We start from the raw sequence: 25,448 nt of genomic DNA, 5'->3' as shown, positions 1-25,448 counted from the left end.
AGGCCGCCTGACGTAAGCCGTGGCCCGGATTATCCTTAGAATCATACGCTCACGCCAGACTCCCCTGCTGGGTTGCCGATGAAGCCCTTGCGGCGAATGATGAAGGCGACCGAATCGCGAGACACCTTACCCCCCCATGCTCTCCGGCATTACGATCTTTTGCTTTGCGGCCAGTTATGGGGTCGCCCTCCTGCTCGAAATCGTGCGGCTCTTCTTCCGTGCGCAAATGCGGGCAATTCTGTCGGTCGGCTTTATGGCGGCCGGCCTGATCGCCCACACCATTTACCTGGTCGGCGAGCAAAACGGCTTGGTCGAGGCGGGGCCAATTTCGTCGTGGCATCACTGGTGCCTGATTGTGGCCTGGGTGCTGGCGGCGACCTATCTGGCGATGTCGCTGACCAATCCGCAAACGGCGCTGGGGCTATTTATGATCCCGCCGATTTTGCTGCTGCTGGGGATGGCGTACTGGATGGACCAGGTGGCGCCGTTCGATCCGCAGAACCGCGTTCGCCCACTGCAGATCATCCATGGGGTGCTGCTGCTGGCGGGCACGGCGACAGTCTTCTTGGGGTTTGCGACCGGCATCATGTATTTGATCCAGTCGTACCGACTAAAGCATAAGATGCTGCAGCGGGAAGGCTTTAAGCTGCCAAGTCTGGAATGGCTGCAGAATTTCAATCGCCGCACGATGATCGTTTCGACCTGCTTGCTCGCCGGCGGTCTGCTGGCGGGCGTATTGTTGAAGATCGATCGCGAAACGAGCAGCTTCCCTTGGAGCGATCCGGTCGTCTGGAGCAGCGGACTGTTGTTCTTGTGGTTGGTCGCGGCGACGACATTTGAACTGATCTACAAGCCGGCGCGGCAGGGGCAAAAGATCGCCTACCTGACGCTGGCGAACTTTTTGTTCTTGGGACTGGTGCTGGGGCTGATCTTGTTCGGCCCGACGCAGCATGCCCGCGCCGCCAATGGTCAGGCGACCAAGCAACCGATCGAGCAGCCAGCGCCGGTCGCTCCTCCGACCGAGGAGGCGCCAGCATGATGAAGCTGCAGATGATCGGTCTGAGCCATCACAATGCGTCGGTCGAAGTGCGCGAGCGGTTGGCGTTTAGCCCCGATCAGGCACAAGCGGCGCTGCAAACCTTCCGCGATCGCTATCCCGATATCGAGACAGTGCTGCTGTCGACCTGCAATCGGACCGAGATCTACACGGCGGCGATCGACGGCAACGTCTGCCCGACGCATCACGACATGGTGCAGTTTTGGGCCGACTTTCATCATGTCGAACCGCAGGACGTGTTCGACAATGTGCTGGAGCGGACCGGCGAAGATGTCGTACGGCATCTGTTTACGGTGGCGGCCAGTCTCGACAGCATGGTCGTCGGCGAAGCGCAGATCTTGTCGCAAGTGAAACAGGCGTACGATCTGTCGACGCAAACCGACAGCGCCGGCACGCTGACGCACAGTTGCTTTCAAGCGGCGATCCGCGTCGCCAAGCGCGTCAGCAACGAAACGACGATCCACAAGAAGCGGGTCAGCATTCCCAGCGTTGCGGTCAGCGATTTCGCCAGAAACGTGTTTGACCGGTTTGACGACAAACAGGTGCTGATCATCGGCGCCGGCGAAATGGCGGAGGAGACGGCGCGATACCTGGTCGACGTCGGCGCGAAGTCGTTTACGGTCGTCAATCGTAGTCTCGACCGCGGGGCGCGGCTGGCGGCCAGCTTTAATGGGCGAGCGCTGCCGTGGGATCAATTGAACAAGGCGATCGTTAACGCTGACCTGATCGTCTCGACCACCGGCGCCACCGAGCCGATCGTGCGGTTGGAAGAATACAAACAGCTGGAAGCGGCGCGGTTCCAGCGGACGCTGTTCGTCCTGGACCTGGCGATCCCCCGCGACTTTGATCCGCGAATTTCCGAACGAGTCGGCGTCTATCTCTTTTCGATCGACGACCTGCGGCATACCTGCGACAAGAACCGGGCGGCTCGCGAGCGCGAATGGCCCAAGGCGGAGCGGATCATCGAGGATGAGACCGCCAAGTTTATGGCCGACCTCAACCATCGCGCCACCGCTCCGACGATTCGCCGTTTGAAGCAGCGTTCGGACGAGTTGAAGGAAGAGGAGCTGAAGCGGCTGCTGAACAAGCTGGGGGATATTGACCCGAAAATGGCGGACGAGATCACCCGTTCGTTTGATCGCCTGGTCAACAAGCTGCTGCATCCGCCGCTCGAATCGCTGCGCGACGAGGCAGGCAGCGGCTCGAGCGACGGGCTGCTGGACGCCCTGAAAAGGCTGTTCCGGCTGTACGATTAGCAGCCGTCCGTTTCTTCACCCAATCTACTTGTTCGCACTTTTTCGCCGCGTGACGCGCTGCCGCCGATTGAATGCGTACGGCGATTACGAGACAATTCTGCTGTAACTCTTCCCTGTTGACGACGGCAAACATGACGGCGTTCAAGATCGTATTAGGATTGGCGGCGGCGTTTCAAATCGTTTCGGTCTTATTGGCCTTGCGGCTCAATGCGATTTATCGACGGCGATTTGCCTGGCTGTTTATCAGCGGCGCGGCAGTCTTGATGGCGGTAGGAATGTTGGCGTCGATGTGGCGGATCTGGGACGCAGCTACCGATCTCGAGCATTCTCCAGCGCTCTGGGCCGAGTCTTTGGCGACGCTGATGATGGCGATTCTCTTCTTCGCCGGCATTGCGACAATCGAGCCAATCTTCAAAGAAAACGAAGCGGCGCGGCGATCGGCCGAGCATGAGAACCAGCGTTTGAACGCGGCGGTTCAGCATACGATGGAAGAGATGATGATCGCCAAGCAGATACAGCAAAACTTTCTGCCGCAGAGTCCGCCTGAAGCGGAGGGTTACGATCTGGCGGCGATCAGCCTGCCGGCCGAGTGGACCAGCGGCGACTACTACGACTTTCACCAGGCCGAAGATGGACGGTTGATCGCGGTAATCGCCGACGTCGCTGGTCATGGAGTCGGCCCGGCGCTGATGATGTCGTCGGCGCGCTCTTATTTTCGAGAGATCGTCCAGCATTACGACGAGCCAGGCGAGATCCTCACGCGGTGGAACCAGATCATCTCGAGCGAGATCAAGTTTGGCGACTTTATCACCGCCTGGGTCGCGGTAATTCATCCCGAGCGGCACACGCTGAAGTTCGCCGGGGCAGGGCACAACGCCTGGCTGATCAACAGCGACGGCAGCGTGCGTAACCTGGAAGGGGAAGGCCCGCCGCTGGGCGTGATCGGCGATTTCACGTTTCACGGCTCCAGCGAAGTCGCGCTCGCCCATGGCCAGATCTTGCTGATGGCGACCGACGGCATTCCTGAAACCGAAAACCCCGAGGGAGAGCAGTGGGGGAACGACCGCATGCTGGCGGTCATTCATACCCGCCGCAATCAACCGGCCGAGCGCATCGTCGACGACATGGTCGACGCGGTCTCCGGGTTTGCGACCGATACGCCTCGGCGAGATGACGTGACCGCGATTGTGGTGAAGGTAGCGTAGCGGGACGCCGCAAGGTTAGCCGCGATAGTTCTTGCTATCGGGGCCGACGAAGTCGGTTGGAAGCATCGCCCCGCGGCACGACGCGCTACGGCGGTGCGCACCGTATTCGCCTAGATTGCCGCGCATTCTCCACCTACCGCTGCGCCGCCCCGATGTTATCGGGGCCAACCAGCATTACGCCGACTACTGCTTCGCCTTTTCTAGAGCGGCGGCGATGATCTGGAAATTCTCAGCGTAGTTCGTCTCGATACCGGCCACGGCGTCGTCAATTCTTTTCTTGGCGGCGGGGAAGTCCTCCGCGATTTGCGTGACGGCCGTGGCGACATCATCGCCGGTCGTTTCCTCGATGGGGAAGTACCAGTCGCTCAGACCGACGTCGCGCCACATGTTCCCTTTGATGCCATCTTCCGGCTGGTGCAGATACATGCAGGGCGTACCGACCGAGGCGGCGATGATGGGCGAGTGGCACTCGCAGCTGATGACCGCTGCGGCGTCGGCATACAGCGTGGCGGCGGCGTCGGTGATCCAGTACTTCTCGTGCAGCAGGACGTTCCGCTTCACGTCTTCCGGCAGCGGATCAAACAGCAACGGCCGCATGATGTCGACCTGGTAGGTCATCTCGGGGCAGAGGACCGCCTTGCCGCCGGTCTTGCGCACCCAAGCGATGATCGCCGCTCGCAGCTTGGCGTGGTCTTCTTCGGCGTGCGCTTCGTTGACCGCTTCGCGCCGGGCGATCTCTTGTTCGTTTTGGTTGGTCTTGCGGATCTTGTGATACGGCGTGTAACGCAGCCGTGGGACGCAGACGATAAACTTGCGCGGCTCCAGGTCGTTCGCCAGCATGAACTGCTCAATGCTCGGCTTTTCTTTGAGCTTCAAATGGAACGTTCCGTCCGGGGCGAAGCCGAGCGCTGGCCCCGTGACGCCAGCATCTTTGACGTTTTGCAGCGAGTTTTTCTCGCGGGTGAAGACGAAGTCGGCCCCGTCGAGCAGATCCTTCAGTTGCGGCGTCAGCTTGCGACTGGCCGCTTCGCCGGTCGCGGTGATCGTGACGCCGAGGATACCGTACGGCTTGCCGGTCGCTTTCCGCCAGGCGGCGACATGCGAAGCGGCCACCACGCTGGGCCCTGATCCGTGCAGCAAAAAGTCGGCTTCGCCGAACGCTTGCTTCAGCTCTGCGGAAGTAAACGTGCCGTCGCTTTTGACGTGGCCGCTGACGATTTTCAAATTCGGAAAATTGGCGAGCAGCATTTCTCGCACGCCGCGGTCGAGCGCGTTCGACCACAGAATCACTTCCACGTTGGGCAGGTAGTCGCGAAACAGCTGCATCACGCCTGGCGTGTGGGCAATGTCGCCGATATTAACCGTCTGCCAACCGCTACGCAGCAGCACGGTACAACGTACGTCAGAAACCTCTTTGGCGGCCAGCGACGAGGCAACGAGCGGCAAGGCCGAAAGGGCGGAAAATTGGGCGACGAACGTGCGACGAGAGATGCTAAACATACGGGGCGGGGCTTTTCTGGAAGGAGATGCAGAGTGGGCAAAGTCCCTTATTTTGGCTGCTGAAATGGCGAAAGTAAATTCGCCGCCGGGCTGGGGCGCCAGTTTCTGCGGCGCGACTCCTTCACGCACGCCCTAAATTGCCGATAATCGAACGTTACCGCATTTCTTTTTCACCCTCGCTTTCGCAATTTTCCGATATGTCAGACGACCCGCAAGCTCATCTCCGCCGCGCGATGCTACAGCAGCTGCGCGACTGGCAATCGGCCGGCGTCAACGTCGCGCCGCACGGGCGTGTACTGGAAGTGTCGGAGGAATTACTGAGCGCGGAAGTCCCAGCAGCGCAAGCGGCGGTCGCTGCGGCGCCTGTCGAACCGCCGCCACCGGTAGAGCCGCCCAAGCACGACACGACCGTCCCGCCGACATCGCCAGAACCTTCGCCCAGCGAACCGCCAACGCCGGTCGCCTCTGGCAATCCTCAACAGCAACTCGATCAACTGGCGGCCGAAGTAGCGCAGTGCGTGAAGTGCGAAGAGCTGGCCTGCACGCGGACGCAAACGGTGTTTGGCGTCGGCAGCCCCACAGCGCGGATCTGCTTCTTTGGCGAAGCGCCCGGCGCCGACGAAGACAAGCAAGGAGAACCGTTCGTCGGTCGCGCCGGTCAACTGCTGACGCAGATTATCGAGGCCTGCACGTTCAAGCGCGAAGAGGTCTATATCCTCAACACGCTCAAGTGCCGGCCGCCGGGAAATCGCAACCCGACGCCGGAAGAGAACGCCAACTGCATGCCCTACTTCGTTCGGCAGCTGGAGATCATTCAGCCCGAGTACATCGTCTGCCTGGGCAAGTTTGCCGCCCAGAACCTACTGCAGTCTGAAGCGGCGATCGGCCGCCTGCGCGGGCAGTTCCACGAGTACAACGGCGCCAAGGTGATCGCGACCTATCACCCCGCCTATCTGCTGCGGAATCCGGCGGCCAAACGGGACGTCTGGGAAGACATGAAGATGATGCTGCGGGACATGGGGATTCCGATCCCTGGCGACAAGCGGTAAGCTGCGGCAAACACCACTTGCCCTGGATGCGAAACGGACTACGATTGTCCGTTCTGCTAACAATTTGCCCTGGCATTTCGCCCCGGACGAGACGCGCCGTACCCGGTCACGCTAAGACGACGCCTTTACCCAAAGGAGCGTCTTGTGGCGTGGTTGATCTTGATTGCGGCGGGGCTACTAGAAACTGGTTGGGCGATCGGGCTTCGCTATACCGAGGGCTTTACGCGTCCGCTGCCCAGCTTGCTGACCGGCGCGGCGATTCTGGTCAGCATCTATCTGTTGTCGGTGGCGGCCCGGACGATTCCGATCGGCTCAGCCTACATCGTGTGGGTGGGGATCGGCGCCTGTGGCGCGGCGATTCTAGGAGTCTTCCTGTTGGGCGAAAACCTGTCGCCGGCGCGCGGTTTCTTTTTGCTGCTATTAGTCGGATCGATCATTGGGTTAAAATTGACCTCTGGTCATTAACTGCCTGTTGAAAAATGCCATCGTGGCATTTTTCAACCTCGCCAGGCTCAGAGCGTAGCTCTTCGCGGCTCGCAAAATAACGACTTACGTCGCTATTTTGGGATCGCATCCGTGCGATCACGCAGTCCGTCGAGAAAATCAACGGACTGTTAACCCTCCTCGTTCGGCGGAGCCCCTGCCATGCAAGAAGAAGCGACCTACGTCTGCGACGCGTGCGGCGAAGAAATCGTGATCCCAATCGACCTGACGCAAGGACATAGCCAATCCTATGTCGAAGACTGCCCGGTCTGTTGTCGTCCCAGCGTGATTCATGTCGAGGTGGATGAAGATGGAAACGTCGAATCGTGGGCCGAACCGGAACAGGATTATCACGACTAGCTGCCTGTTGAAAAATGCCATTGTGGCATTTTCCAACCTCGCCAGGCTCAGAGCGTAGCTCTTCGCGGCTCGCAAAATAACGACGTACGTCGCTATTTTGGGATCGCATTCCTGCGATCACGCAGTCCGTCGAGAAAATCAACGGACTGCTAGTGTGAAGAATCGCCGTCCTCACCAAGAATTCGCTGGACACCCCTCCAGAGGTAGATAAAATCGACCGCTCAGGCGGATGCGCTCGTGCTGTTTTCCTCACCGGCGCGTTGTTTTTTCTACCTCTCTTCGGAATCTTGGGGGTCGGTTCATGTTTGGTTCTTCACGTCAAATCACCTGGCTCTTGGGCTTGGTCGCGGTGGCGGCCTGCGTGGGCTGCAACGTGCAGGTCTACGACCAGGGAGAGACGTACAGTTGCTGCAACAATCCGCTCGAATCGATCGGGTTCTTCTTCGGCGGGCTGGGACTGGCGGGACTTGGGTGGATGTGCATGTCGTTCTCGTCGCGACTTGGTTTTCTGATGATCATTGCCGGAGCGATGGGGACGCTCTACTTTGCGCCCGCCTCGTTTTTTGAAAGCGGCAAGGTCAACGCTGAGGGTTACCAGTCGACCTCTGGATTTCTGGGGCTCTGGAAAGAGGACGTGAAATTCGACAACATCGAGTCGATCAGCCTGGTGACGGAAGAGTCGCGCGGGCGGCGGGGGCGCATCAACTATGACGATTACATCGTCTGCCGATTGAAGGATGGCGGCGTCAAGAAGTTCGATTACGACGCCAAGGTGCAGCACACCGCGGGGAGCCACTTCCTGAAGGTCTGCCAAGAGAAAGGCATTGCGGTCGCTGATCTGCGGCCAGGCAATCGCCTCGATCACGACTGGCAAAACTAGCTGCCTGTTGAAAAATTCCATCGTGGCATTTTCCAACCTCGCCAGGCTCAGAGCATAGCTCTTCGCGGCTCGCAAAATAACGACTTACGTCGTAATTTTGGGATCGCATCCGTGCGATCACGCAGTCCGTCGAGAAAATCAACGGACTGCTAGCGCCCCCTTGGAGACGCCAGCGCCGTTCGCCAAGCTGGCCGCTATCATTTAAAATAGATGGCGGCTGCCGACGAATAGCTTACTACAGCCGCCGGCCTGCAGGATTGGCTGGCCTCGTCTCCTCTTCTCGAAGCAAAGTGATGCCCAAACCACAACGCGAGACGCAATACTCTGAGTCGTTACCGCTGAAGCCGGAAGCGGACTACGTGATGCTACAGCGCTGGCCGCAGGATGGCGATGATTGGATTCATCCCGATGATCGTGGGATGGCGGCCGGGATGATCCCCAGCGATCGCATTTTTCGTCGCGAACTGCAGGAAGATGGTTACTACGAACTGACCTACGGCCCCCGCAAGATCCGCGTCCGTCCGGTGATGTGCGAAGACGCGCCGAAGCCCGTCTTCGAGATTGGTCAATTCGTCAAACTGAAGATGGCGTTCGAGTCAGACCGGACCGAAACAGGCCGCATCTTCGCAATCCGCTACAGCCAATACCACGACGCCCCGCAGTACTATCTGATCCGCGGCAACATGAAAAGCCGCACGCCGTATCTGGCCGACGCCCTGGAGTTGTTCACGCCGGAAGGGAAGCTGCGCGAACTGGACGAGTCCGAAAAATGGACGACCCCGCCGCCCGAAGGCGGGCAATAGCGGATTCGCTAATCCCGCGGGCGCCGTTGCCACGTCTGCGTGGCAGTGAATGCGGCGTCCACCGCGTAAAGCATCGACGCCTGGCGCCATACTCTTCTCGCGTCTTTGCGAGAAGAGCATGTCTTCGTTCCCAGCTTTAGTCAAACCCGCCTACTGCTTGCAACCGCATTGTTGGGTTTCGCTCCGCTGCACCCAACTTGCGAACTTACTTCCGCTTTAGCTGGCGATACCGCGTGATCAACGCGTTGGTTGAGCTGTCATGTTCCAGCAGCGGTTCGCTGGTGGCGGACAATTCCGGTACGATCCGTTTGGCCAGCACTTTGCCGAGTTCGACGCCCCACTGATCAAACGAGTTGATCCGCCAGATCGTGCCGAGCGTGAAGACCTTGTGTTCGTACAGGGCGATCAGCTTGCCAAGCGCCCCCGGCGTCAGCTTATCGATCAAAATCGTGTTGGTCGGCCGGTTCCCGGGGAAGGTGCGGTGCGAGATCTGGAACTCGGCGACGCCGTCCGCTTTCACCTCTTCGGCCATTTTGCCAAAGGCGAGCGCCTCGGGCTGGGCGAAGAAGTTGGCCATCAGCTTGTCATGGTGATCGCCCAGCGGATTGAGCGATTGGCAGAAGCCGATGAAGTCGCACGGAATCAACTTCCTTCCCTGGTGGATTAGCTGGTAGTAAGCGTGCTGACCGTTGGTCCCCGGCGTGCCCCAAACGATCGGCCCGGTCTGGTAGTCGACCGGCGTGCCGTCAAGCGTCACCCGCTTGCCGTTGCTCTCCATGTCGAGCTGCTGCAGGTACATGCTGAACTTACCCAGGTAATGATCGTACGGCAAAACGGCCTGGGTTTCGGCGCCAAAGAAGTTGTTGTACCAAAGGTTAATCAGGGCCATCAGCACCGGCAGGTTTTGCTCAAATGGCGCGGTGCGGAAGTGGGTATCCATCTCATGGAAACCAGCCAGCATCTCTTTGAAGTTGTCGCCGCCGATCGCGATCATCAGCGACAGACCAATCGCCGAGTCAAACGAATACCGCCCGCCGACCCAATCCCAAAACTCGAACATGTTCTCGGTATCGATGCCAAACTTCGAGACTTCCTCGGCATTGGTCGACAGCGCGACGAAATGCTTGGCGATCGCCGCGTCGTCCTTCAGCGCCTCTAGGCACCAGAGTCGGGCGGTGTGGGCGTTGGTCAGCGTCTCTTGCGTGGTGAAGGTTTTCGACGCGATGATGAAGAGCGTTTCTTCGGGGTCGAGGTCGTGGATCGCCTCGGCCATGTCGGTGCCGTCGATGTTCGAGACGAACGAGAAGTGCAGGTTCCGATCGCTGTAATGCTTCAGCGCGTCGTACGCCATCGCCGGACCGAGATCCGAACCGCCGATCCCGACGTTGACGACGTTCTTGATCGGCTTGCCGGTGTAGCCCAACCAATCGCCGCCGCGGATCTTGGCGGCAAAGGCCGACATCTTGTCGAGCACCGCGTGGACCGCCGGGACGACGTTTTCGCCGTCGACGTTGATCACCGAGCCTTCCGGCGCCCGCAGCGCCGTGTGCAAGACGGCGCGATCTTCGGTGACGTTGATCTTCTCGCCGCTGAACATCGCCCCGATCCGCTCTCGCAGCCCCGACGCCTCGGCCAGCTCGACCAGCAGCGAGATGGTCTCGGCGGTCAGGCGATTCTTCGAGTAGTCGAGATAGAGCCCCACGACGTCGAGCGACAACTTCGTCCCCCGATCCGCCTCGGTGGCGAATAGCTCGCGGAGATGGACATCGGCGATCTTGTCGTAATGCGACTGGAGAGCCTTCCAAGCGGCGGTTTGGGTCAGCGAAGGTTCGGCCGTCATGGTACGTATCTCCAGGTAATGCGTGCGAACTCTTGGGTATTGCGAGAAGGCGGAACCGTCCCGGGCCGGGACAGCGCCGTCTGGCCTTCAGTTTAACGCTCTGGCCGCGGCGGTCGAAGCGGGCTAGTAGAAAAATGCCCTCAGCCGGGGAAACACTGCGATACCTAGCCCAGCAGCACCAGATGCCGGGCATTCGTCTGCATCCCGGCTATCACGGCTACGACCTCAAGAGCCCGCTGTTTGCTGAACTCCTGAAGCAGGCAGCCGAGCACGACTTGATCGTCGAGCTTTGCGGTTGACTCGAAGATCCGCGTACACAACCGCCGTAAATGCGCGTGCCGACGGTCAATCTTACCCCACTACCGAAGCTCGCCGCCGCAACGCCGAACGTAAAGCTGGTCTTGATCAACGGCGTCAATTCGCCCGGCGGAAAGCTACAGGAAGAGCGCTTCTCGCTGCCGAACGTCTATTGCGACATCGCCCAGCTGGAGACGAGCGAAGGAATCGCCAAACTGCTGAAGGTGATCCCGGCCGAGCGGCTCTTGTTCGGCTCTTACTCGCCGATGTTCTACTTCGACGCGGCGCGGCTGAAACTGGGCGAATCGGTTTTGACCGCCGAGCAAGAGAGGGCGCTTCGCCGCGGCTTCTGCATTGCGGCCTGACTACTCCCCGGCGAGAACATCATGAAGATCTGGGACATGCATTGCCATCTGCCGTCGCCAAGGCGCCCAATGTCTCGATCGGCATCGGCGGGTTTTATCCAACTTCTGGCATCGTCGAGATGGGAGTGCGTCTGCTGGGCGCCGAGCGGGTGATCTTTGGCAGCGACGCGCCAGGGCGAAGTTTCTCGTCCCAACTCGGCAAGGTTCTGGGCGCCGAATTGCCCCAGGAGCAGAAGCGACAGATCCTGTACGACAACTTCGCCAAGCTGATGGCGCCGATTGCGAGCCAAAAGGGCTGGATCGGTTAGGGGCGGGTATTCCAGCCTACGCCTAGACGTTTTTCGTCCCGCGGTGGACGATTCGCTGAAACTCCCGAAATCCAGGGAGTTCACAACGCAAAGTATCTCGCTTTCGCCGATAATCTTGGTAAGATCGCCTAGTAGCGCCCTCGCTTTGGGGCGGCGCTGCTCCCACCCTGCCGATCTGCTGCAACCCCAGCCACACTCCTACCTTACGGCCTACCCGCACCATGGCGCGAATCACGTTCGCCACATCCCGAATGCGCATGCAACAACCCCTCGCGGCGAAAGCTGCGCTCTCGCTGCTGATGATGTCATTGCTAGCGACCGTGGCGGTAGCGGCGAAGCCCGAACTGCCGAAGACGCCGGAAGCGATCCGCCAGTTTGTGGCGACCAACTGCTACGACTGTCATCAAGGGGACGCGTCGGAAGGGGGACTCGATTTCGAGCAACTGTCGTTCGACCTGCAAGATCACGCCGTGCAGGATCGCTGGGTCCGCATTTTCGATCGCGTCGAAGCGGAAGAAATGCCGCCAACCGATTACGGCGAAGCGGACGAAAGTGAGAAAGAAAAATTCCTCGCCGCGACCCGGCTTCATCTGCAACGGCAACAAGTCTCCCAGCACGAGACGCGGGGGCGCGTTCAAGCTCGCCGGCTAACGCGCACGCAAGTCGAACGTTCGCTGCAAGACTTACTGGGCATCGACATTCCGCTGACCGACTTCCTGCCGGAAGAGACGCGCTCGCACCGCTATACGACGGTCGCCGATGGCCAGTCGATGTCGCATTTCCAGCTGGACGCCCATCTGAAGACGGTCGATCTGGCGCTCGACGAAGCGCTGCGTCGCGCCTTGTCGGCGGAAGACGTCTACGAAAAAGACTTTGACGCTCAGGGGGTCGCCCGAACCAACCCGAAGCGGCGCTGTCGAGAGCCTGAAATGCGGGAAGGGAAAGCGGTCATCTGGTCGTCTGGATTGATCTACTACGGACGCATTCCGGCGACGACCGCCCGGGCTGACGGTTGGTACCACTTTGATGTCTCCGTTTCTGGCCTGAAACCGCCGAAGACCGGCGGCGTCTGGTCGACCGTTCGCACGGGGCTTTGCGTTTCAACCGCTCCGCTGCTGCAAGAAGTCACCACGTTCGAGGCGATGCCGGAACCGAAAACGATCTCGTTTGACGCCTGGCTGCCGAAGGGGCACATGCTCGAAATTCGCCCCGGCGACGCCACGCTGAAGAAGGGACGTTTTTCCGGGGGCCAGGTTGGCGTTGGCGAAGGGGAGCCGCAAGACCTGCCGGGCATCGCGTTCGACCGCATTACGATGAAACGGATCCATCAGAACGGCGACGACGATCATGTTCGCCAGCTGCTGTTCGGCGACCTGCCAGTTGCCCCGCACAAAGACAAGAAGAAACCGTACCAGGTGATCACCAAGACGCCGCGGGAAGATGCGGCTCGCTTGATGCTGGCCTTCGCCAATCGCGCCTTCCGCCGGCCCGTCGCGGCTGATGAAATCGCCCCTTACGTTGAAGGAGTCCAAGCGGCGATCGACTCCGGCGACGACTTTGTCGCGACAATGCGAATGGGCTACCGGGCGCTGCTCTGCTCACCGCGGTTCCTCTACTTCTCCGAGATTCCTGGTTCGCTGGATGATCACGCCGTCGCGACTCGGCTCAGCTACTTGCTGACCGGCAGTACGCCCGACGAGCAACTGCGTCAGCTGGCCGACGCCGGCAAGCTGCAAGACAAGAAAGTATTGCAGGCCGAAGCGGCTCGGTTACTGGAAGGGGAACATGGACGGCGGTTTGTGCATGACTTTGCCGCCGAGTGGCTCGACCTGGATCAAATCAACTTCACCACGCCTGATCGCAAGCTCTATCGCGGTTTCGATACGATCGTGCAGCAATCGATGCTCAACGAGACCGAGACCTTTCTCGAGACGATGCTGGCCGAAAACCAGAGCGTGGCCCAGCTGATCGACGCCGACTACACCTACCTCGACAGCCGCCTGGCGCGATACTACCAGATCGACGGCGTTGAAGGGGACGAGCTGCGGCAAGTGAAGCTAGAGCCAAATTCGCATCGCGGCGGCTTGATCACCCAAGGCGCCGTCCTGAAAGTGACCGCCAACGGGTCGAACACTTCGCCCGTTTTGCGGGGCGTGTGGATGCTGGAGCGAATTCTGGGCGAAACGGTTCCTCCGCCGCCGACCAACGTTCCGGCGGTTGAGCCCGACATTCGAGGCGCGACGACCATTCGCGAACAGTTGGCCAAACACCGATCGCATGGAGAATGCTCGAGCTGCCATGCCAAGATCGATCCGCCGGGCTTCGCCCTGGAGAACTTTGACCCGTCCGGCCAATGGCGCGACAATTACATCACCATGGCCGGCGCCAAGAAGAAAAAAGGGCCGGTGATCGACGCCGGTTACCAAATGGCGGATGGTCGCGAGTTCAAAGACCTGCAAGAGTTTCAATCGCTGACGATCAGCAAGCCGCGGAAGTTGGCGGCCTGCTTTGCCGAGCAGTTGCTCATTTACGGGACTGGCGCTCCGATCACGTTTGTCGACCGTGAGGCGGTTGAAGCGATCGTCGATGAGTCGGCCAGCGACGATTACGGGATGCGTTCGATCGTGCAAGCGGTCGTCGCCAGCCCGGTTTTCCTCAGCAAGTAAAGTTTCCACTTTTAGATACGAAAGACGGTGACCTATGTCGCGTCAGGTTCACTTCAGCTTTGGCAAGAAACTGAGCCGCCGGACGATGCTCCGCAGCGCCGGCGTCGCGCTCTCGATGCCGTGGCTCAGCGCCATGAACCAGGCCTTCGCCGGCAGCGACAAGCCGGCCGCTCCGCGCCGCTTTGTGGCGATGACGCTTGGCTTGGGCCTGCATGCCGAAAACCTGAACCCCAGCGGCGTTGGTCGCGACTATGAGCCCTCTCTCTATCTAAAGAGCCTTGAAGACATCCGCGACCGTTACACGGTCATCTCCGGCACGTCGCACCCTGGCGTCAACGGCGGTCACCGCGCCGAAGCGAGCCTGCTGAGCGCCACGCCGATGGGGAGCGGCGCCCAGTCGCGGACCACGATTTCGGTCGATCAGTTGCTCGCCAAGCACCTGGGCAATCAGACGCGGTTTCCGTCGCTCGTCCTCAGTTCGGCTGGCAGCAACAGCCCGTCGTACACCGAGAACGGCTCGATGATTCCGGCCGAAAGCTCGCCGGCGCGGCTCTTTATGCAACTGTTTGTGACCGATTCGCCGGCGGAACAAAAGAAGCAGATCCATCGTGCTCGTCAGGGGCAGAGCATTATGGATCTAGTCGCCGAAGACGCGCGAGCCTTGCAGCGCGAACTGGGCGACAGCGATCGCGATCGGCTCGACGCTTACTTCACCAGCGTTCGCGAACTGGAGAAGCGGATGCTCGACGCCGAACAGTGGGCCAATCGCCCCAAGCCGGAAGTCGACTACGCTAAACCGATCGACATTTCCAACCCGAACGACTTCATCGGTCGCCAGCGACTGATGAACGACATGATTCGCTTGGCCCTGACGACCGATTCGACTCGGTTCGTCTCGTACCATCTGGGCGGATCGGGCGGCGTGCTGCCGATTAAGGGCGTCGATGAAGGATACCACTCCCTCAGCCACCACGGCCGCGACGAAGAAAAGCTGGCGCAGCTGGCGCTGATCGAAACCGAGATCGTCAAAGCCTACGGCGACTTCCTGCGCGGCCTGGAAAAGGTTGAGGAAGATGGCGAGACGCTGCTCGACCGCACTTCGGTCCTGCTGACCAGCAACCTCGGCAACGCGTCGAGCCACTCCAACCGCAACATGCCGGTCTTGTTCGCCGGCGGCGGTTTCCAACACGGGCAGCATCTGGCGTTCGACGAGAAGAACAACTACCCGCTGCCGAATCTCTACGTCTCGATGCTGCAGAAGACGGGTCTGGAAATCGACCAGTTCGCCACCAGCACCGGCACGATGACAGGTCTGGACGGCTAAGGCACGTCCAACTTCAATCAACCGTCGCCCAAGCCAAGCAAGCGCCAGTCGCTTGCTTTTTTCTTCCCCGCAATCGCTTGCGCCCGCATTGTTGGGTTTCGCTGCGATGCACCCAACCGCTTGACGTATAAGACAGTCGCTACACGCGCCGAACACGCCGCGCTCACATGCGCACTTTTGAAAGAGAACTGCGTATTTACGCATGTTCTGACCGCGAATCGCGTGGTACCGTCGAGTTATCGAATTTATCTAACGCCATGCGTCTAGCAGTCCGTTGATTTTCTCAACGGGCTGCTGGATCGCAGGGATGCGATCCCAAAATAGCGACGGAAGTCGTTATTTTGCAAGCCGCGAAGGGCTATGCTCTGAGCCTGGCGAGGTTGGAAAATGCCACGAGGGCATTTTTCAACAGGCAGCTAGCGGAAATCGCCTTATCCCCTCATGCCGACGGACGCATTGATTCATTCTCTATTCCCAATGCAGCGAGCTTGCTATGACTTCGATTCGTAATCATTCCCGCGGTTTTCCCCTCGTTGAGTTGTTGGTGGTGATCGCCATCATCGGCGTCTTGATCGCGCTGCTCTTACCGGCCGTACAACAGGCGCGCGAAGCGGCTCGGCGGATGTCGTGCAGCAACAACCTGAAGCAGGTTGGCCTGGCGATCCACAACTATCACGACACCCACCGCAAATTGCCGATTGGAGCCCAATACTATTGGCACTCCAACTTCTTGGTCCATCTGTTGCCGTTTTTAGAGCAGGGGAACATCTACGATCAATTGCAGTTCAACAACAGCTCGGCGATGCTGTTCGACTCGACTTCCATTTCGGGTTATCGGCTCGACAACTAGAACGTGATGAAGGGGTTTAACGCCCCGGCCTATCAATGTCCTTCGAGTCCGCTGCCGGAATGGGCGGCCAACCCAGGCGGTCCGGTCGAGTGCGGCACGACGTCGTAATTTGGCGTCGCCAGCGCTCCGACCAGCGCAACAGCAGCCGACGCGGCGCCTATCTGACCGGTTATCCAGGCGGCCGGCGCTGCTGATCAATGGGATCGACGATCCGATCTTCCCAATTGCTGGGGCGCGCGAAGGGTTCGCCAAGCTGAAAGAGGTTTATGGCGTGCTAGGCGTCGCCGACCATGTGGACGCCGACTTTTTCGATGGCGGCCACTCGTGGTCGAACAACAAAACGATCCCCTTCCTGAAGAAGCAATTTGGGGAGTAAGCCGCTTTAGCGCGTCAGGCGAATGACGCGCTGGATGTCATCGCCGCCCCCATTCTCGTGGCGGCGATTACTGCCGATGCTGCGGACAATCAGCGTCTCCGAGTCTTTCCGCAGATAAACCAGTGGCGAGTCCCAGGCGTCGTGCCCATCCGCAACGGCGCTGGCCGGGGGGACGCGAAATCGACGCCGCTTTGGCGGAGCGCTTTCAGCGCTTCCTCCAGCGTCTCGCCTGGGAAGGTTCCGTGGGCGTCCACGTACTTTTTTACCAGCGTCTCGAATTGATTGAGGCGGTCGGCGGTCTCCAAGATCGTCAACGGTTTCTCGCCCGAGCCGCGAAACTGCAGCCGTGCCGCATTGATCAGCAAAGAAAGCGCCACCAACCCGGCAACCGCGGCGATGATCACGCGCAAGATCGACGAGTTTCGCCGCTCGGGCGATTTTGCCGAGGTAGAGGGAGCGGAATCGAGAATCGGATCAGCCATGACCAATTCGTTTGAGGGGCCAAATACCAGCCAAACGATCTGAATTAACGAACCGTGTCGATTCGTACTATTGATTGGCAAAAGTTTCTGAACAATTCACGCACAAAAAAAGGGACGCGCCAGGGCGCGTCCCTTCGTTACATTTCGTGGTCACTTACCTAGCGACGCGCCGCCGCGTGCTTCAGCGGCAACCACACGCCGTTCTCCTGGCTGCTGGCGACGCATTGCTGGACGAAGTACATCCCTTCGACCCCGTCGTAGACGTTCGGGTAGATCGTATCTTTCTTCTCGAACGACTGCCCCAGAGCGCGGGCCGCCATCGCGTCGTACGACGAACGATAGACGTTGGCGAACGCTTCAAAGAACGCTTCCGGGTGACCGCTCGGCAAGCGACATGCAGCGGCGCCTAGTTCGGTCATGTACGGGGCGTTCGGGTCGCGGGTGTAGATCTTGTGCGGCTCGCCGTTGGCGCGAACGATCATTTCGTTCGGGTTCTCTTGCCGCCAGAGGAGCGAAGCCTTGGTGCCGTCGATTTCGACCATCACGTCGTTTTCGCGACCATGGCTGATCTGCGAAGCGGTGACCGTTCCGAGAGCGCCGTTTTCAAACTTGATAATCGCCGTGCCGTAGTCGTCTAGCGCCCGACCGGGTACGAAGGTCCGCAGATGGCAGCTGATTTCTTCCGGCAACAGCCCAGTGATGTAACGGCCCAGGTTGTAGGCGTGCGTGGCAATGTCGCCAAAGCAGCCCGCGGCGCCACTCTTTTTGGGATCAGTCCGCCACGCGGCCTGCTTCTGATCGCTGTCTTCCAACTTCGAGCGCAACCAGCCCTGAATGTACTGTACGCGAATTGCGTTGATTTCGCCCAGATCGCCATTTTGGACCATCGCCCGAGCCTGGCGGACCAGTGGATAGCCGGTGTAGTTGTGCGAAACGGCGAAGACCGCGCTGGAGCCTTCGACCACCTTCAGCAGCTCTTCGGCCTGGGCCAGGTCAAAGGTCATCGGCTTGTCGCAGATGACGTTGAAGCCGGCTTCGACGGCCGCCTTGGCGATTTCAAAGTGGGTGAAGTTGGGGGTGGCGACCGAGACGAAGTCGATCCGCTGATCCTCGGGCAGCGCGTTTTCCTTTTCGAGCATCTCGGCAACGCTGCCATAAGCCCGGGCTTCCGGAATGTCATAGTCGGGCGCCGAAGCTTTGGCCCGCTCGGGGTTGGAGCTAAGGGCGCCGGCGACCAGCGCCGCACGATTGTCGAGCACCGCGGCGGTTGCATGGACGCGTCCGATGAACGAGCCAGAGCCGCCGCCGACCAGGGCCATGCGCAGCTTGCGGTTGAGATCTCCGTTGGTTGCCATGCTCAATTTCCTTCGATTTGCAAGTTGGGGGACATATGGAGTGTAGGCGGCGGTGGGCCTCGTAAACTGCGTGTTTTATCAGATCGGCAAGCTGCTGTCATTCCGACCGCCTTGGGGAATTCTGGGTGGCGTCAAAATGGAAACTCTGGTACCGATAGGGGGAAAATGATGCAAGCAGACAATTCGCTGCTGGCTAAAGGCGCCACGATCGCTTCGTAAAGTTTTGCGATTTCGCAATTTATGGCTGACAAATCGATTAATTTTGGCTCACGCGCCTTCCGAGAAGATAAACAGGAAAACCACCCCTCATCTTGGAACGCTGTCGCTGCTAGCATCACGCGGGGTCGAATGTCGACGAATGAATCTAGTCAACGAAAAGCGGTACTGCCGCTTCGCTCTGCGCCCAGCGGCGACGAGCAGCCGCAGACGCTCCGGCAGGCTGTTTGGCGCGAGCGGTGGGCGATCCTGCTTCCCCTGGCCTTGTTAACGGCCTTTACGGTCCTCTGCTACCTGCTGCCGCTCGACCAAGCCTGCTCACGCTACTTCTACTTTGGTGGGCATGACGGCTGGGCGGGCGAATATTGGTTCCTGGAGGACCTCTGCTACTCGATTAGCCCGCTGCCGGGCATCGTGATGGGGATCGGAGCGATCACTGTCTTGGTCTTGGGTCGCTGGTTTCCCGAACTTGCCGCTCGCAAACCGCTCGCTCGTTTTTTGCTGCTAGTTGTACTTGCTGGCCCGTTATTGCTGGTGAACACCCTAGTCAAGCCGGTGATGAGTCGCCCGCGTCCGCATCAATTGACCGAGTTTGGCGGCGATCTTCCCCAAGACGTCGCATACGTCGCTCCTTGGCAATTGTCGGCAGTCGATGGCAAATCGTTCCCCAGCGGTCACGCGTCGATGGGCTTTCTGTGGATGGCGCCAGCGTTTTTCTTCTGGCGGAAAAACTCGCTAGCAGTCGGCCTCTGGCTGTCGTTGGGGGTCGCATTTGGAGCAGGGATCGGATTCTTTCGCGTCGCGGTCGGCGCGCATTTCCTCAGTGATATTGTCTGGTCTTGCGGAATTGTCTATTTTTCCGGCCTTGCTATGTACCTGCTCGTAGGCGGCTGGCGCGAGGGAGCTTTCCAAGCCCGGCGGTCCGATCAGGGAGACGAGATCACGGCCGCATCGGAAGCGGCTGCTCAGAGCCTGCAACCGGAAGCAAAAGCGGCTTAGTCCGCTCCGCATATGAGGACGATTCAAACGTACGTCGTGTGGGAGGTCTTTAAGATCTTCGCACTCTGCCTGATCGCCAGCGTTCTATTGATGGTGGTGGGGGGCGGTGTGAACGAAGGTCTGAAAAAGGGACTTCCGCCGAGCATTATCCTAGGGATGATGCCCTATTTCGTGCCGGAGATGCTCCGGTTTACGATTCCTGGCTGTTTGTTATTCGCCATCTGCACCGTCTTCGGCCGGATGTCGGCCTCCAACGAAGTCGTCGCGCTTAAATCGGCCGGCATCAACCCGATCGAAATCATCTGGCCGGTGCTGGTCGCCACGTACGCTTTGAGCTTCGTCACGTTTGGCCTGTACGACATCTGCGCCGGCTGGTCGCGGCCCAACATGCACCGAATCATCATCCAATCGCTCGACGACACCGCTTACAGCATGTTGCGAACGCAAAAGTCATTCGCCATGCGGGGCTTTTCGGTTCGGGTGAAAGGGGTCGAAGGCCGCCGGTTGCTAGAGCCGTTCATCACCGTGCAGCCGTCCGACGGCGGTCCCGAAGTGACCCTGACCGCCGAAGAAGCCCAGCTCGAATCGAATCCGGAGACTGGCGCGCTGCAGGTCGTCTGCCGCAACAGCTTCATCGAGACGAGCGACGACCACAGCTTTTGGCAGGCCGAACCGTTCGTCCAACAAATCACGCAATTGGGGACGCTGGAACAAGACTTGAACAGCGCGTCCCCTGCGGCGCTGATGCTAAAAAACATCCCGAGCCAGATTGCTCGCGAGGCGAAGCTGCTGGAAGACACGATTTACTCGCTGCAAATGGGAGGCGATCCTGACGCGGTCGCCCATCAGGCCGAAGCGCATCAGAAACGGCTCTGGCGACTTCAGGCGGAACGACAACGCCGGCTCTCTAACGGGCTCGGTTGTTTTTGTTTCGCGTGCGTCGGCATTCCGGTGGCGATGTGGCGGAAGACGAGCGACAACGTCACCACGTTCTTCCTCTGCTTCCTGCCGATCTTAGGAGTCTACTATCCGCTGCTGGTTACCGGCGAAACGTTGGCGCGCGATGGAGTGTTCGCCCCGTATTCGGTCTGGTTAGCCGACGTCGTCCTGTTGGCGATCGGTGGATTGTTACTGTGGAAATTAAACCGCAATTAAGCGACTGACAGATATGACCGCGACGAACATGGATGTTCCTGCGACCGAACAAGCGACCTTCCCCTGGCGCAAAGCGACCTGGTTGTTGATCGCTGGGCTGCTCGCGTTCCGCATCCTCTATACCGCCTTCGTACCGCTCGACCTGGTTCACGACGAAGCGTATTACTGGGATTGGTCGCGGCAATTGGACTGGGGCTATTACAGCAAGCCGCCGATGATCGCCTGGATCATTGCGCTGTCGACCAGCGTTTTTGGCGATACCGAACTGGCGGTCCGCTTGCCGGCTGCGGTGATGGGAACGTTGGGCCTGCTGTTCGTCTTCCTGCTGGCCGAACGGATGTTCAACTCCCAGTGCGGCTTCTTCGCCGTGCTGCTGTCGGCGCTGACGCCTGGCAATGCGGCGCTGGGCCTGCTAATGACGATCGATGCGCCGTTCCTGTTTTTCTGGGTCGCGGCCCTTTACTTCTTCTGGCGAGCGCTGGAAGAAGACTCGAAAACGTGGATTTGGTTTCCGCTGACCGCGCTGGCGATTGGTCTGGGGCTGCTCTCGAAACAAACGACCTTTGGCTTTTTGGCGCTCGGCGGGCTGTTCATCCTGATTAGCCGCAAAGATCGCGGGCAGCTGGTGCGTCCCGGCTTGTGGCTCTGCGCGATCGCCGCGCTCGCCTTTTTGACGCCGGTAATCATCTGGAACGCCCAGCACGATTGGATCACCGCGCAGCATACCTCCGAACATTTCCAGGCCGAGCCGTTTGGCCCGGTCAAGCGGATCTCGCTGGCGCTCGAATTTATCGGCGGTCTGTTTGGCGTCGTCTCGCCGGTGACGTTCTTCTTGTTCGCGTCGCTGTCGTTTACAGGGTTATTGTCAATCCGCTCGCTCGATCGCCGCGAACAATACCTGCTGTGCTTTAGCGCCATCCCGTTAATGCTGATCGTTTTGCTCAGCCTGAAACAACGCATTGAATTGAACTGGCCGGCGCCCGTCTTTCCGGCTGGGATTATCTTGTGCGTCGGTTGGGCGCTGAAAAAGGCCGAGATTCCGTTTCCGTTGGCGGCGGGGGCGTTTCATATCCGCCGGGCCGTCGTCGCCGGCGCCATCTTTACGCTCGCGACCTACGCGCTGCCGTTCGCCTTGGGCATGTTTGGCCTGGTCGGCAGCAAGGTTGACCCGATCGTCCGACTGCGCGGCTGGGAACAACTGGGGCAGATCGTGGGAGAAGAGATCGAACAAGCAGGCATCGAAGACGCGTTGATCATCACCACCGGGGGGCGCGTGTCGACCGCCGAGTTGGCCTTCTATCTGCCGAATCAGCCGCGGGTCTATGCCTGGAAAGCGGACGACCAGGTGATGTCGCAGTACGACGTCTGGGGTGGTCCGACGCAAGTTGCCGGCCGCACGGCGGTGTTGGTGACGCCGGTCTATCAGCATGTTCCGCCCGAGCTAGCGGCGGCGTTCTCGAGCGTGACCAAGATTGGCCGCGTGACGGTGGCGATCAACGAAACGCGGAAGCATGAGTTCGACCTCTACCGCGCCGAGAACTTCGCTTATTGGCCTGGTCCCCAAAACCAGACGCTGGTCGCCAATCGCGACGGCGAAGCTCAAACCCGCTGATTTTCGTCATAAACGACGAAAGTCGGCTAGACGCGATTAGGGGCAATCTCTACTATCCGCCGTCGCCCCATACGTATGGGGGCGTTGCAAATTGCATGTTTTGCGCCGGCCAGGAGATGAACCCCATGACGTTGTTTCAGCACCTGCATATGTTGGCCCGTTGTTGGCGCTATCGCTTGCGGAGCGAGGCGGCGGACATCGCCGAACTTGCGCGTCTCGACCTGAAAGGGCGGACCGCGATCGACATTGGCGCCAACCGCGGCATCTACTGCTACTGGCTTAGCAAGTTCGTCGGCCCACAAGGGAAAGTGATCGGCTTTGAGCTACAGCCGGAACTACACGACGCCCTGGAAGGGTTCAAGCGTCGCAGCTCGCTGCGCAACGTCGAAGTCGTGATGCAGGGACTTTCCAACCGCGATGGGTTGATTCAGATTAACCGAAACTATCCAGGCTCGACCGGGGCGCAGGTCACCGGCGAAACGACCCCGGCCACTTCGGCCGAGATTCCGCCTGGGTTTGGCAAGCTGACCCGCTTAGACGACTATTGCCGCAAACATCAGGTCAGCGATATCGCCGTGATCAAGTGCGATGTCGAAGGGCACGAAATGCAAGTCTTCCAAGGCGCCGAGGAAACGCTTCGCCGTCACAAGCCAGTGCTTCTGTTTGAAGCGTTCAACGACCAAATTGAACAGACCGGACTCTTCGACTATTTGGCGAGCCTTGGCTACGCCGGTTATTTCTTCAACGCCGGCAAGCGTTACGACGCCAAGCAGTACAAGACCACAGCGTTCCGCAAGAAGATTTGCGCTCATCGCAACTACTTCTTCGTCCCGGCCGCAGTCACGTCGACGAAAATGCAACCTACCGCCGTTCGTCATCCGCAGTCGTACCCCGTTTCGGCGTAAGCGACGCCTACTAGGTTAGCCGCGATAGCTCCGCTATCAGGGTCGACAAAGTCGACAAGAGGCATCAGCCCGCGGGCTGTCGAAAACCGGCGGCTTCAACCCCGTTTGAGCAAGCGCACCGCCCAGAGACTTTCAGCCGGGGAGTGATGCCTCCTACGGCTGAGTCGCCCCGATGTTATCGGGGCCAACCAATATTTTGACGACAGGGCAGGGCGAAGCGGACTACTTGTCGTCGCCCGTTTCCAGAACCGCCATAAAGGCTTTCTGCGGGATGTCGACCGAGCCGATCGACTTCATCCGCTTCTTACCTTCCTTCTGCTTGGCCCACAGCTTGCGCTTCCGCGAGATATCGCCGCCGTAGCACTTGGCGGTCACATTCTTGGCGAGCGCTTTAACCGTTTCACGAGCGATGACCCGCGTGCCGATCGCCGCCTGCAGGGCGACCTCGAACATGTGACGGTCGATCTCGCTGCGCAACTTCTTGACCACCGCCCGACCGCGACGGTCGGCGTCGGCCCGGTTGCAAATGATCGAGAGGGCGTCGACCCGCTTGCCATTGACGAGAATATCAAGACGGACCAAATCGGCCGGGACATAGTCGCGGACTTCGTAGTCCATCGTGCCGTAGCCGCGGGTCGCACTCTTGAGCTTGTCGTGCAGGTCGTAAATCACTTCGGCCAGCGGCAGATCGTAAACCAGCATCGCGCGGGTCGGCGAGAGGTATTCGGTCCGCACTTGCACGCCGCGGCGTTCGGTACAAAGCTGCATCACGGGGCCGATGTACTCGGCCGGTTGCAGCAAGCTGACGCGAACAATCGGCTGCAGGAAGGTCTCGATCTCACCCGAGTCCGGCACATCCTGCGGCTTGTGGATCTCGACCTCTTCACCCTTCTTGTTGATGATGCGATAGGTGACGTTCGGCGCGGTCTGCACCAGGTCGACGTCCGACTCCTGCTCGAGCCGTTGCTGCACGATCTCCATGTGCAACAGACCGAGGAAGCCGCAGCGGAAACCGAAGCCCAGCGCGTCGCTCGTTTCCGGCTCGAAGACGAAGCTCGGATCGTTGATCCGCAGCTTGTTGAGCGCCTCGCGCAGTTGCTCGAAGTCTTGACCGTCAGACGGATAGAGCCCGCAAAAGACCATCCGCTTCGGCTCTTGATAACCGGGCAGCGGCGTCGCGGCGTCGGGACCAGGAATGCTGATCGTATCGCCGATGTTGACCAGTTCGAGCGATTTGATATTGCAAATCATGTAACCGACCTGGCCTGCGCACAGCTCGTCGCAGGCCCGCGGCTGAGGCGCGAACTGACCGACTTCGATCACATCGTGGGTCGTTTCCCCCTTGATGAAGCGAATCTTGTCTCCCTTTTTGACGCGACCGTTCATGACGCGGACGTAGGTGACTGCGCCGCGGAACTTGTCGTAGTGCGAGTCGAAGACCATCGCCTGCAACACATCGTCGCGCGAGCCGGTCGGGGGCGGAACGTTTTCGATGATCGCTTCGAGCAGGTCTTCAACGCCGGCGCCGGTCTTGCCGCTGATCGCCTGGACTTCGTCGGGCATGACGGCAAGCGTCTGCTCCATTTCCTCGATCACTTCCTTCGGACGGGCATGATTGAGGTCGATCTTGCTCAAACAGGGAATGATCTTCAGGTCATGGTCGAGCGCTAGATAGGCGTTGGCGACCGTCTGGGCTTCGACCCCTTGGAATGCGTCCGCCAGCAGCACGGCGCCTTCGCAGCAGCTAAGCGACCGAGAGACTTCGTACTGGAAGTCGACGTGGCCTGGGGTGTCGATCAGGTTCAGTTCGTACTCTTTCCCTTTGTACTTATAGCGCATCGCGACCGCTTTCGCTTTGATCGTGATGCCGCGCTCCCGCTCCAGCTCCATCCCGTCGAGCAGCTGCTCTTTCATTTCTCGCGAGGTCACCGTCTCCGTCTTTTCCATCAGACGGTCGGCGAGCGTGCTCTTGCCGTGGTCGATGTGAGCGATGATGCAGAAGTTGCGAATGTATTGTTGGTCGATCGAGGCCATGGATGTTCCGTACGAAACTGAATGCCGCAACTCCCCCGCGGGCGTTACGTTTTTCCTGCAGTACGCCTGGG

Annotated in this window: 22 protein-coding genes, 1 pseudogene and 1 riboswitch; of the genes and pseudogenes, 18 read left to right on the top strand and 5 right to left on the bottom strand. The window is 59.7% G+C overall.

What is annotated here, in order from left to right:
* Positions 1-136 precede the first annotated feature (136 nt).
* The 3 genes from ccsA (at position 137) to Enr8_RS13765 (ending at position 3,518) form a co-directional block, all read left to right on the top strand.
* Complete coding sequence (gene ccsA / locus Enr8_RS13775) at positions 137-1,039, top strand: cytochrome c biogenesis protein CcsA (protein WP_146432432.1); 903 nt, start codon at positions 137-139, stop codon at positions 1,037-1,039.
* The gene (gene hemA / locus Enr8_RS13770) at positions 1,036-2,313 is read left to right on the top strand and encodes a glutamyl-tRNA reductase (RefSeq protein WP_315851760.1); all 1,278 of its coding nucleotides are present in this window, start codon (positions 1,036-1,038) and stop codon (positions 2,311-2,313) included. The genes ccsA and hemA overlap by 4 nt, the downstream gene beginning before the upstream one ends.
* 131 nt (positions 2,314-2,444) lie before the next feature.
* The gene (locus Enr8_RS13765; protein WP_186767649.1) at positions 2,445-3,518 is read left to right on the top strand and encodes a PP2C family protein-serine/threonine phosphatase; all 1,074 of its coding nucleotides are present in this window, start codon (positions 2,445-2,447) and stop codon (positions 3,516-3,518) included.
* Between the two features lie 183 nt (positions 3,519-3,701).
* Here the strand turns inward: Enr8_RS13765 and Enr8_RS13760 are convergent, their stop codons facing one another.
* Complete coding sequence (locus Enr8_RS13760) at positions 3,702-5,018, bottom strand: polysaccharide pyruvyl transferase family protein (protein ID WP_146432428.1); 1,317 nt, start codon at positions 5,016-5,018, stop codon at positions 3,702-3,704.
* Between the two features lie 197 nt (positions 5,019-5,215).
* Between Enr8_RS13760 and Enr8_RS13755 the strand changes: the two genes are divergently transcribed.
* The 5 genes from Enr8_RS13755 to Enr8_RS13735 all read left to right on the top strand — a co-directional run bounded on the left by Enr8_RS13755 (position 5,216) and on the right by Enr8_RS13735 (position 8,593).
* On the top strand, positions 5,216-6,067 hold the full coding sequence (locus Enr8_RS13755) for a uracil-DNA glycosylase (protein ID WP_146432425.1): 852 nt from the start codon (positions 5,216-5,218) through the stop codon (positions 6,065-6,067).
* A gap of 66 nt (positions 6,068-6,133) precedes the next feature.
* Positions 6,134-6,193: riboswitch (guanidine-III (ykkC-III) riboswitch) on the top strand.
* Between the two features lie 18 nt (positions 6,194-6,211).
* Positions 6,212-6,532 (top strand): DMT family transporter, encoded by a 321-nt coding sequence (locus tag Enr8_RS13750; protein WP_146432423.1) that lies wholly within the window; start codon positions 6,212-6,214, stop codon positions 6,530-6,532.
* A 180-nt stretch (positions 6,533-6,712) separates the two neighbouring features.
* Positions 6,713-6,910, top strand: coding sequence for a CPXCG motif-containing cysteine-rich protein (locus tag Enr8_RS13745; RefSeq protein ID WP_146432421.1), 198 nt, complete (start codon positions 6,713-6,715; stop codon positions 6,908-6,910).
* Positions 6,911-7,211: 301 nt separating this feature from the next.
* Positions 7,212-7,790: a hypothetical protein gene (locus Enr8_RS13740; RefSeq protein WP_146432419.1), complete on the top strand. Its 579-nt coding sequence runs from the start codon at positions 7,212-7,214 to the stop codon at positions 7,788-7,790.
* Positions 7,791-8,083: 293 nt separating this feature from the next.
* The gene (locus Enr8_RS13735; protein ID WP_146432417.1) at positions 8,084-8,593 is read left to right on the top strand and encodes a hypothetical protein; all 510 of its coding nucleotides are present in this window, start codon (positions 8,084-8,086) and stop codon (positions 8,591-8,593) included.
* A gap of 205 nt (positions 8,594-8,798) precedes the next feature.
* Here the strand turns inward: Enr8_RS13735 and pgi are convergent, their stop codons facing one another.
* A complete protein-coding gene (pgi, locus tag Enr8_RS13730) occupies positions 8,799-10,433 on the bottom strand; it encodes a glucose-6-phosphate isomerase (protein WP_146432415.1) in 1,635 nt (544 codons plus the stop codon).
* 335 nt (positions 10,434-10,768) lie between these two features.
* Here pgi and Enr8_RS25820 point away from each other — a divergent pair, with 335 nt between their 5' ends.
* The 6 genes and pseudogenes from Enr8_RS25820 (at position 10,769) to Enr8_RS13705 (ending at position 16,619) form a co-directional block, all read left to right on the top strand.
* Positions 10,769-11,095: an amidohydrolase gene (locus Enr8_RS25820; RefSeq protein WP_222434869.1), complete on the top strand. Its 327-nt coding sequence runs from the start codon at positions 10,769-10,771 to the stop codon at positions 11,093-11,095.
* 41 nt (positions 11,096-11,136) lie between these two features.
* Entirely contained in the window at positions 11,137-11,403 is a 267-nt protein-coding gene (locus tag Enr8_RS25815) for an amidohydrolase family protein (protein WP_222434868.1), read from the top strand.
* Positions 11,404-11,660: 257 nt separating this feature from the next.
* Entirely contained in the window at positions 11,661-14,069 is a 2,409-nt protein-coding gene (locus Enr8_RS13720; protein WP_246120080.1) for a DUF1592 domain-containing protein, read from the top strand.
* A gap of 34 nt (positions 14,070-14,103) precedes the next feature.
* Positions 14,104-15,393, top strand: a complete 1,290-nt coding sequence (locus Enr8_RS13715; protein WP_146432409.1) for a DUF1552 domain-containing protein — start codon at positions 14,104-14,106, stop codon at positions 15,391-15,393.
* Positions 15,394-15,886: 493 nt separating this feature from the next.
* Positions 15,887-16,171, top strand: a pseudogene (locus Enr8_RS13710) (DUF1559 family PulG-like putative transporter); the annotation flags it as partial.
* Positions 16,172-16,352: 181 nt separating this feature from the next.
* Positions 16,353-16,619: a hypothetical protein gene (locus Enr8_RS13705; protein WP_186767647.1), complete on the top strand. Its 267-nt coding sequence runs from the start codon at positions 16,353-16,355 to the stop codon at positions 16,617-16,619.
* A gap of 89 nt (positions 16,620-16,708) precedes the next feature.
* Here Enr8_RS13705 and Enr8_RS13700 read toward each other — a convergent pair whose 3' ends face one another.
* Positions 16,709-17,101 carry a hypothetical protein gene (locus tag Enr8_RS13700; protein ID WP_146432407.1) on the bottom strand — a complete coding sequence of 131 codons (393 nt, stop codon included), beginning with the start codon at positions 17,099-17,101 and terminating at the stop codon, positions 16,709-16,711.
* Between the two features lie 158 nt (positions 17,102-17,259).
* Complete coding sequence (locus tag Enr8_RS13695) at positions 17,260-18,456, bottom strand: Gfo/Idh/MocA family protein (RefSeq protein ID WP_186767646.1); 1,197 nt, start codon at positions 18,454-18,456, stop codon at positions 17,260-17,262.
* A gap of 348 nt (positions 18,457-18,804) precedes the next feature.
* On the opposite strand from Enr8_RS13695, the gene Enr8_RS13690 reads away from it, so the two are divergent.
* From Enr8_RS13690 to Enr8_RS13675, 4 genes are all read left to right on the top strand, one after another.
* Positions 18,805-19,671, top strand: a complete 867-nt coding sequence (locus Enr8_RS13690; protein WP_186767645.1) for a phosphatase PAP2 family protein — start codon at positions 18,805-18,807, stop codon at positions 19,669-19,671.
* A gap of 12 nt (positions 19,672-19,683) precedes the next feature.
* Positions 19,684-20,826, top strand: a complete 1,143-nt coding sequence (locus Enr8_RS13685; protein ID WP_146432402.1) for an LptF/LptG family permease — start codon at positions 19,684-19,686, stop codon at positions 20,824-20,826.
* 13 nt (positions 20,827-20,839) lie between these two features.
* A complete protein-coding gene (locus tag Enr8_RS13680; RefSeq protein ID WP_146432400.1) occupies positions 20,840-22,438 on the top strand; it encodes an ArnT family glycosyltransferase in 1,599 nt (532 codons plus the stop codon).
* Between the two features lie 125 nt (positions 22,439-22,563).
* On the top strand, positions 22,564-23,343 hold the full coding sequence (locus tag Enr8_RS13675) for an FkbM family methyltransferase (RefSeq protein ID WP_186767644.1): 780 nt from the start codon (positions 22,564-22,566) through the stop codon (positions 23,341-23,343).
* A 222-nt stretch (positions 23,344-23,565) separates the two neighbouring features.
* Here the strand turns inward: Enr8_RS13675 and lepA are convergent, their stop codons facing one another.
* A complete protein-coding gene (lepA, locus tag Enr8_RS13670; protein WP_146432396.1) occupies positions 23,566-25,377 on the bottom strand; it encodes a translation elongation factor 4 in 1,812 nt (603 codons plus the stop codon).
* Positions 25,378-25,448 lie beyond the last annotated feature (71 nt).

Source organism: Blastopirellula retiformator, from assembly GCF_007859755.1.
In the GTDB taxonomy this organism is placed as follows: domain Bacteria; phylum Planctomycetota; class Planctomycetia; order Pirellulales; family Pirellulaceae; genus Blastopirellula; species Blastopirellula retiformator.
This window is presented reverse-complemented; position numbering and strand designations above follow the sequence as displayed.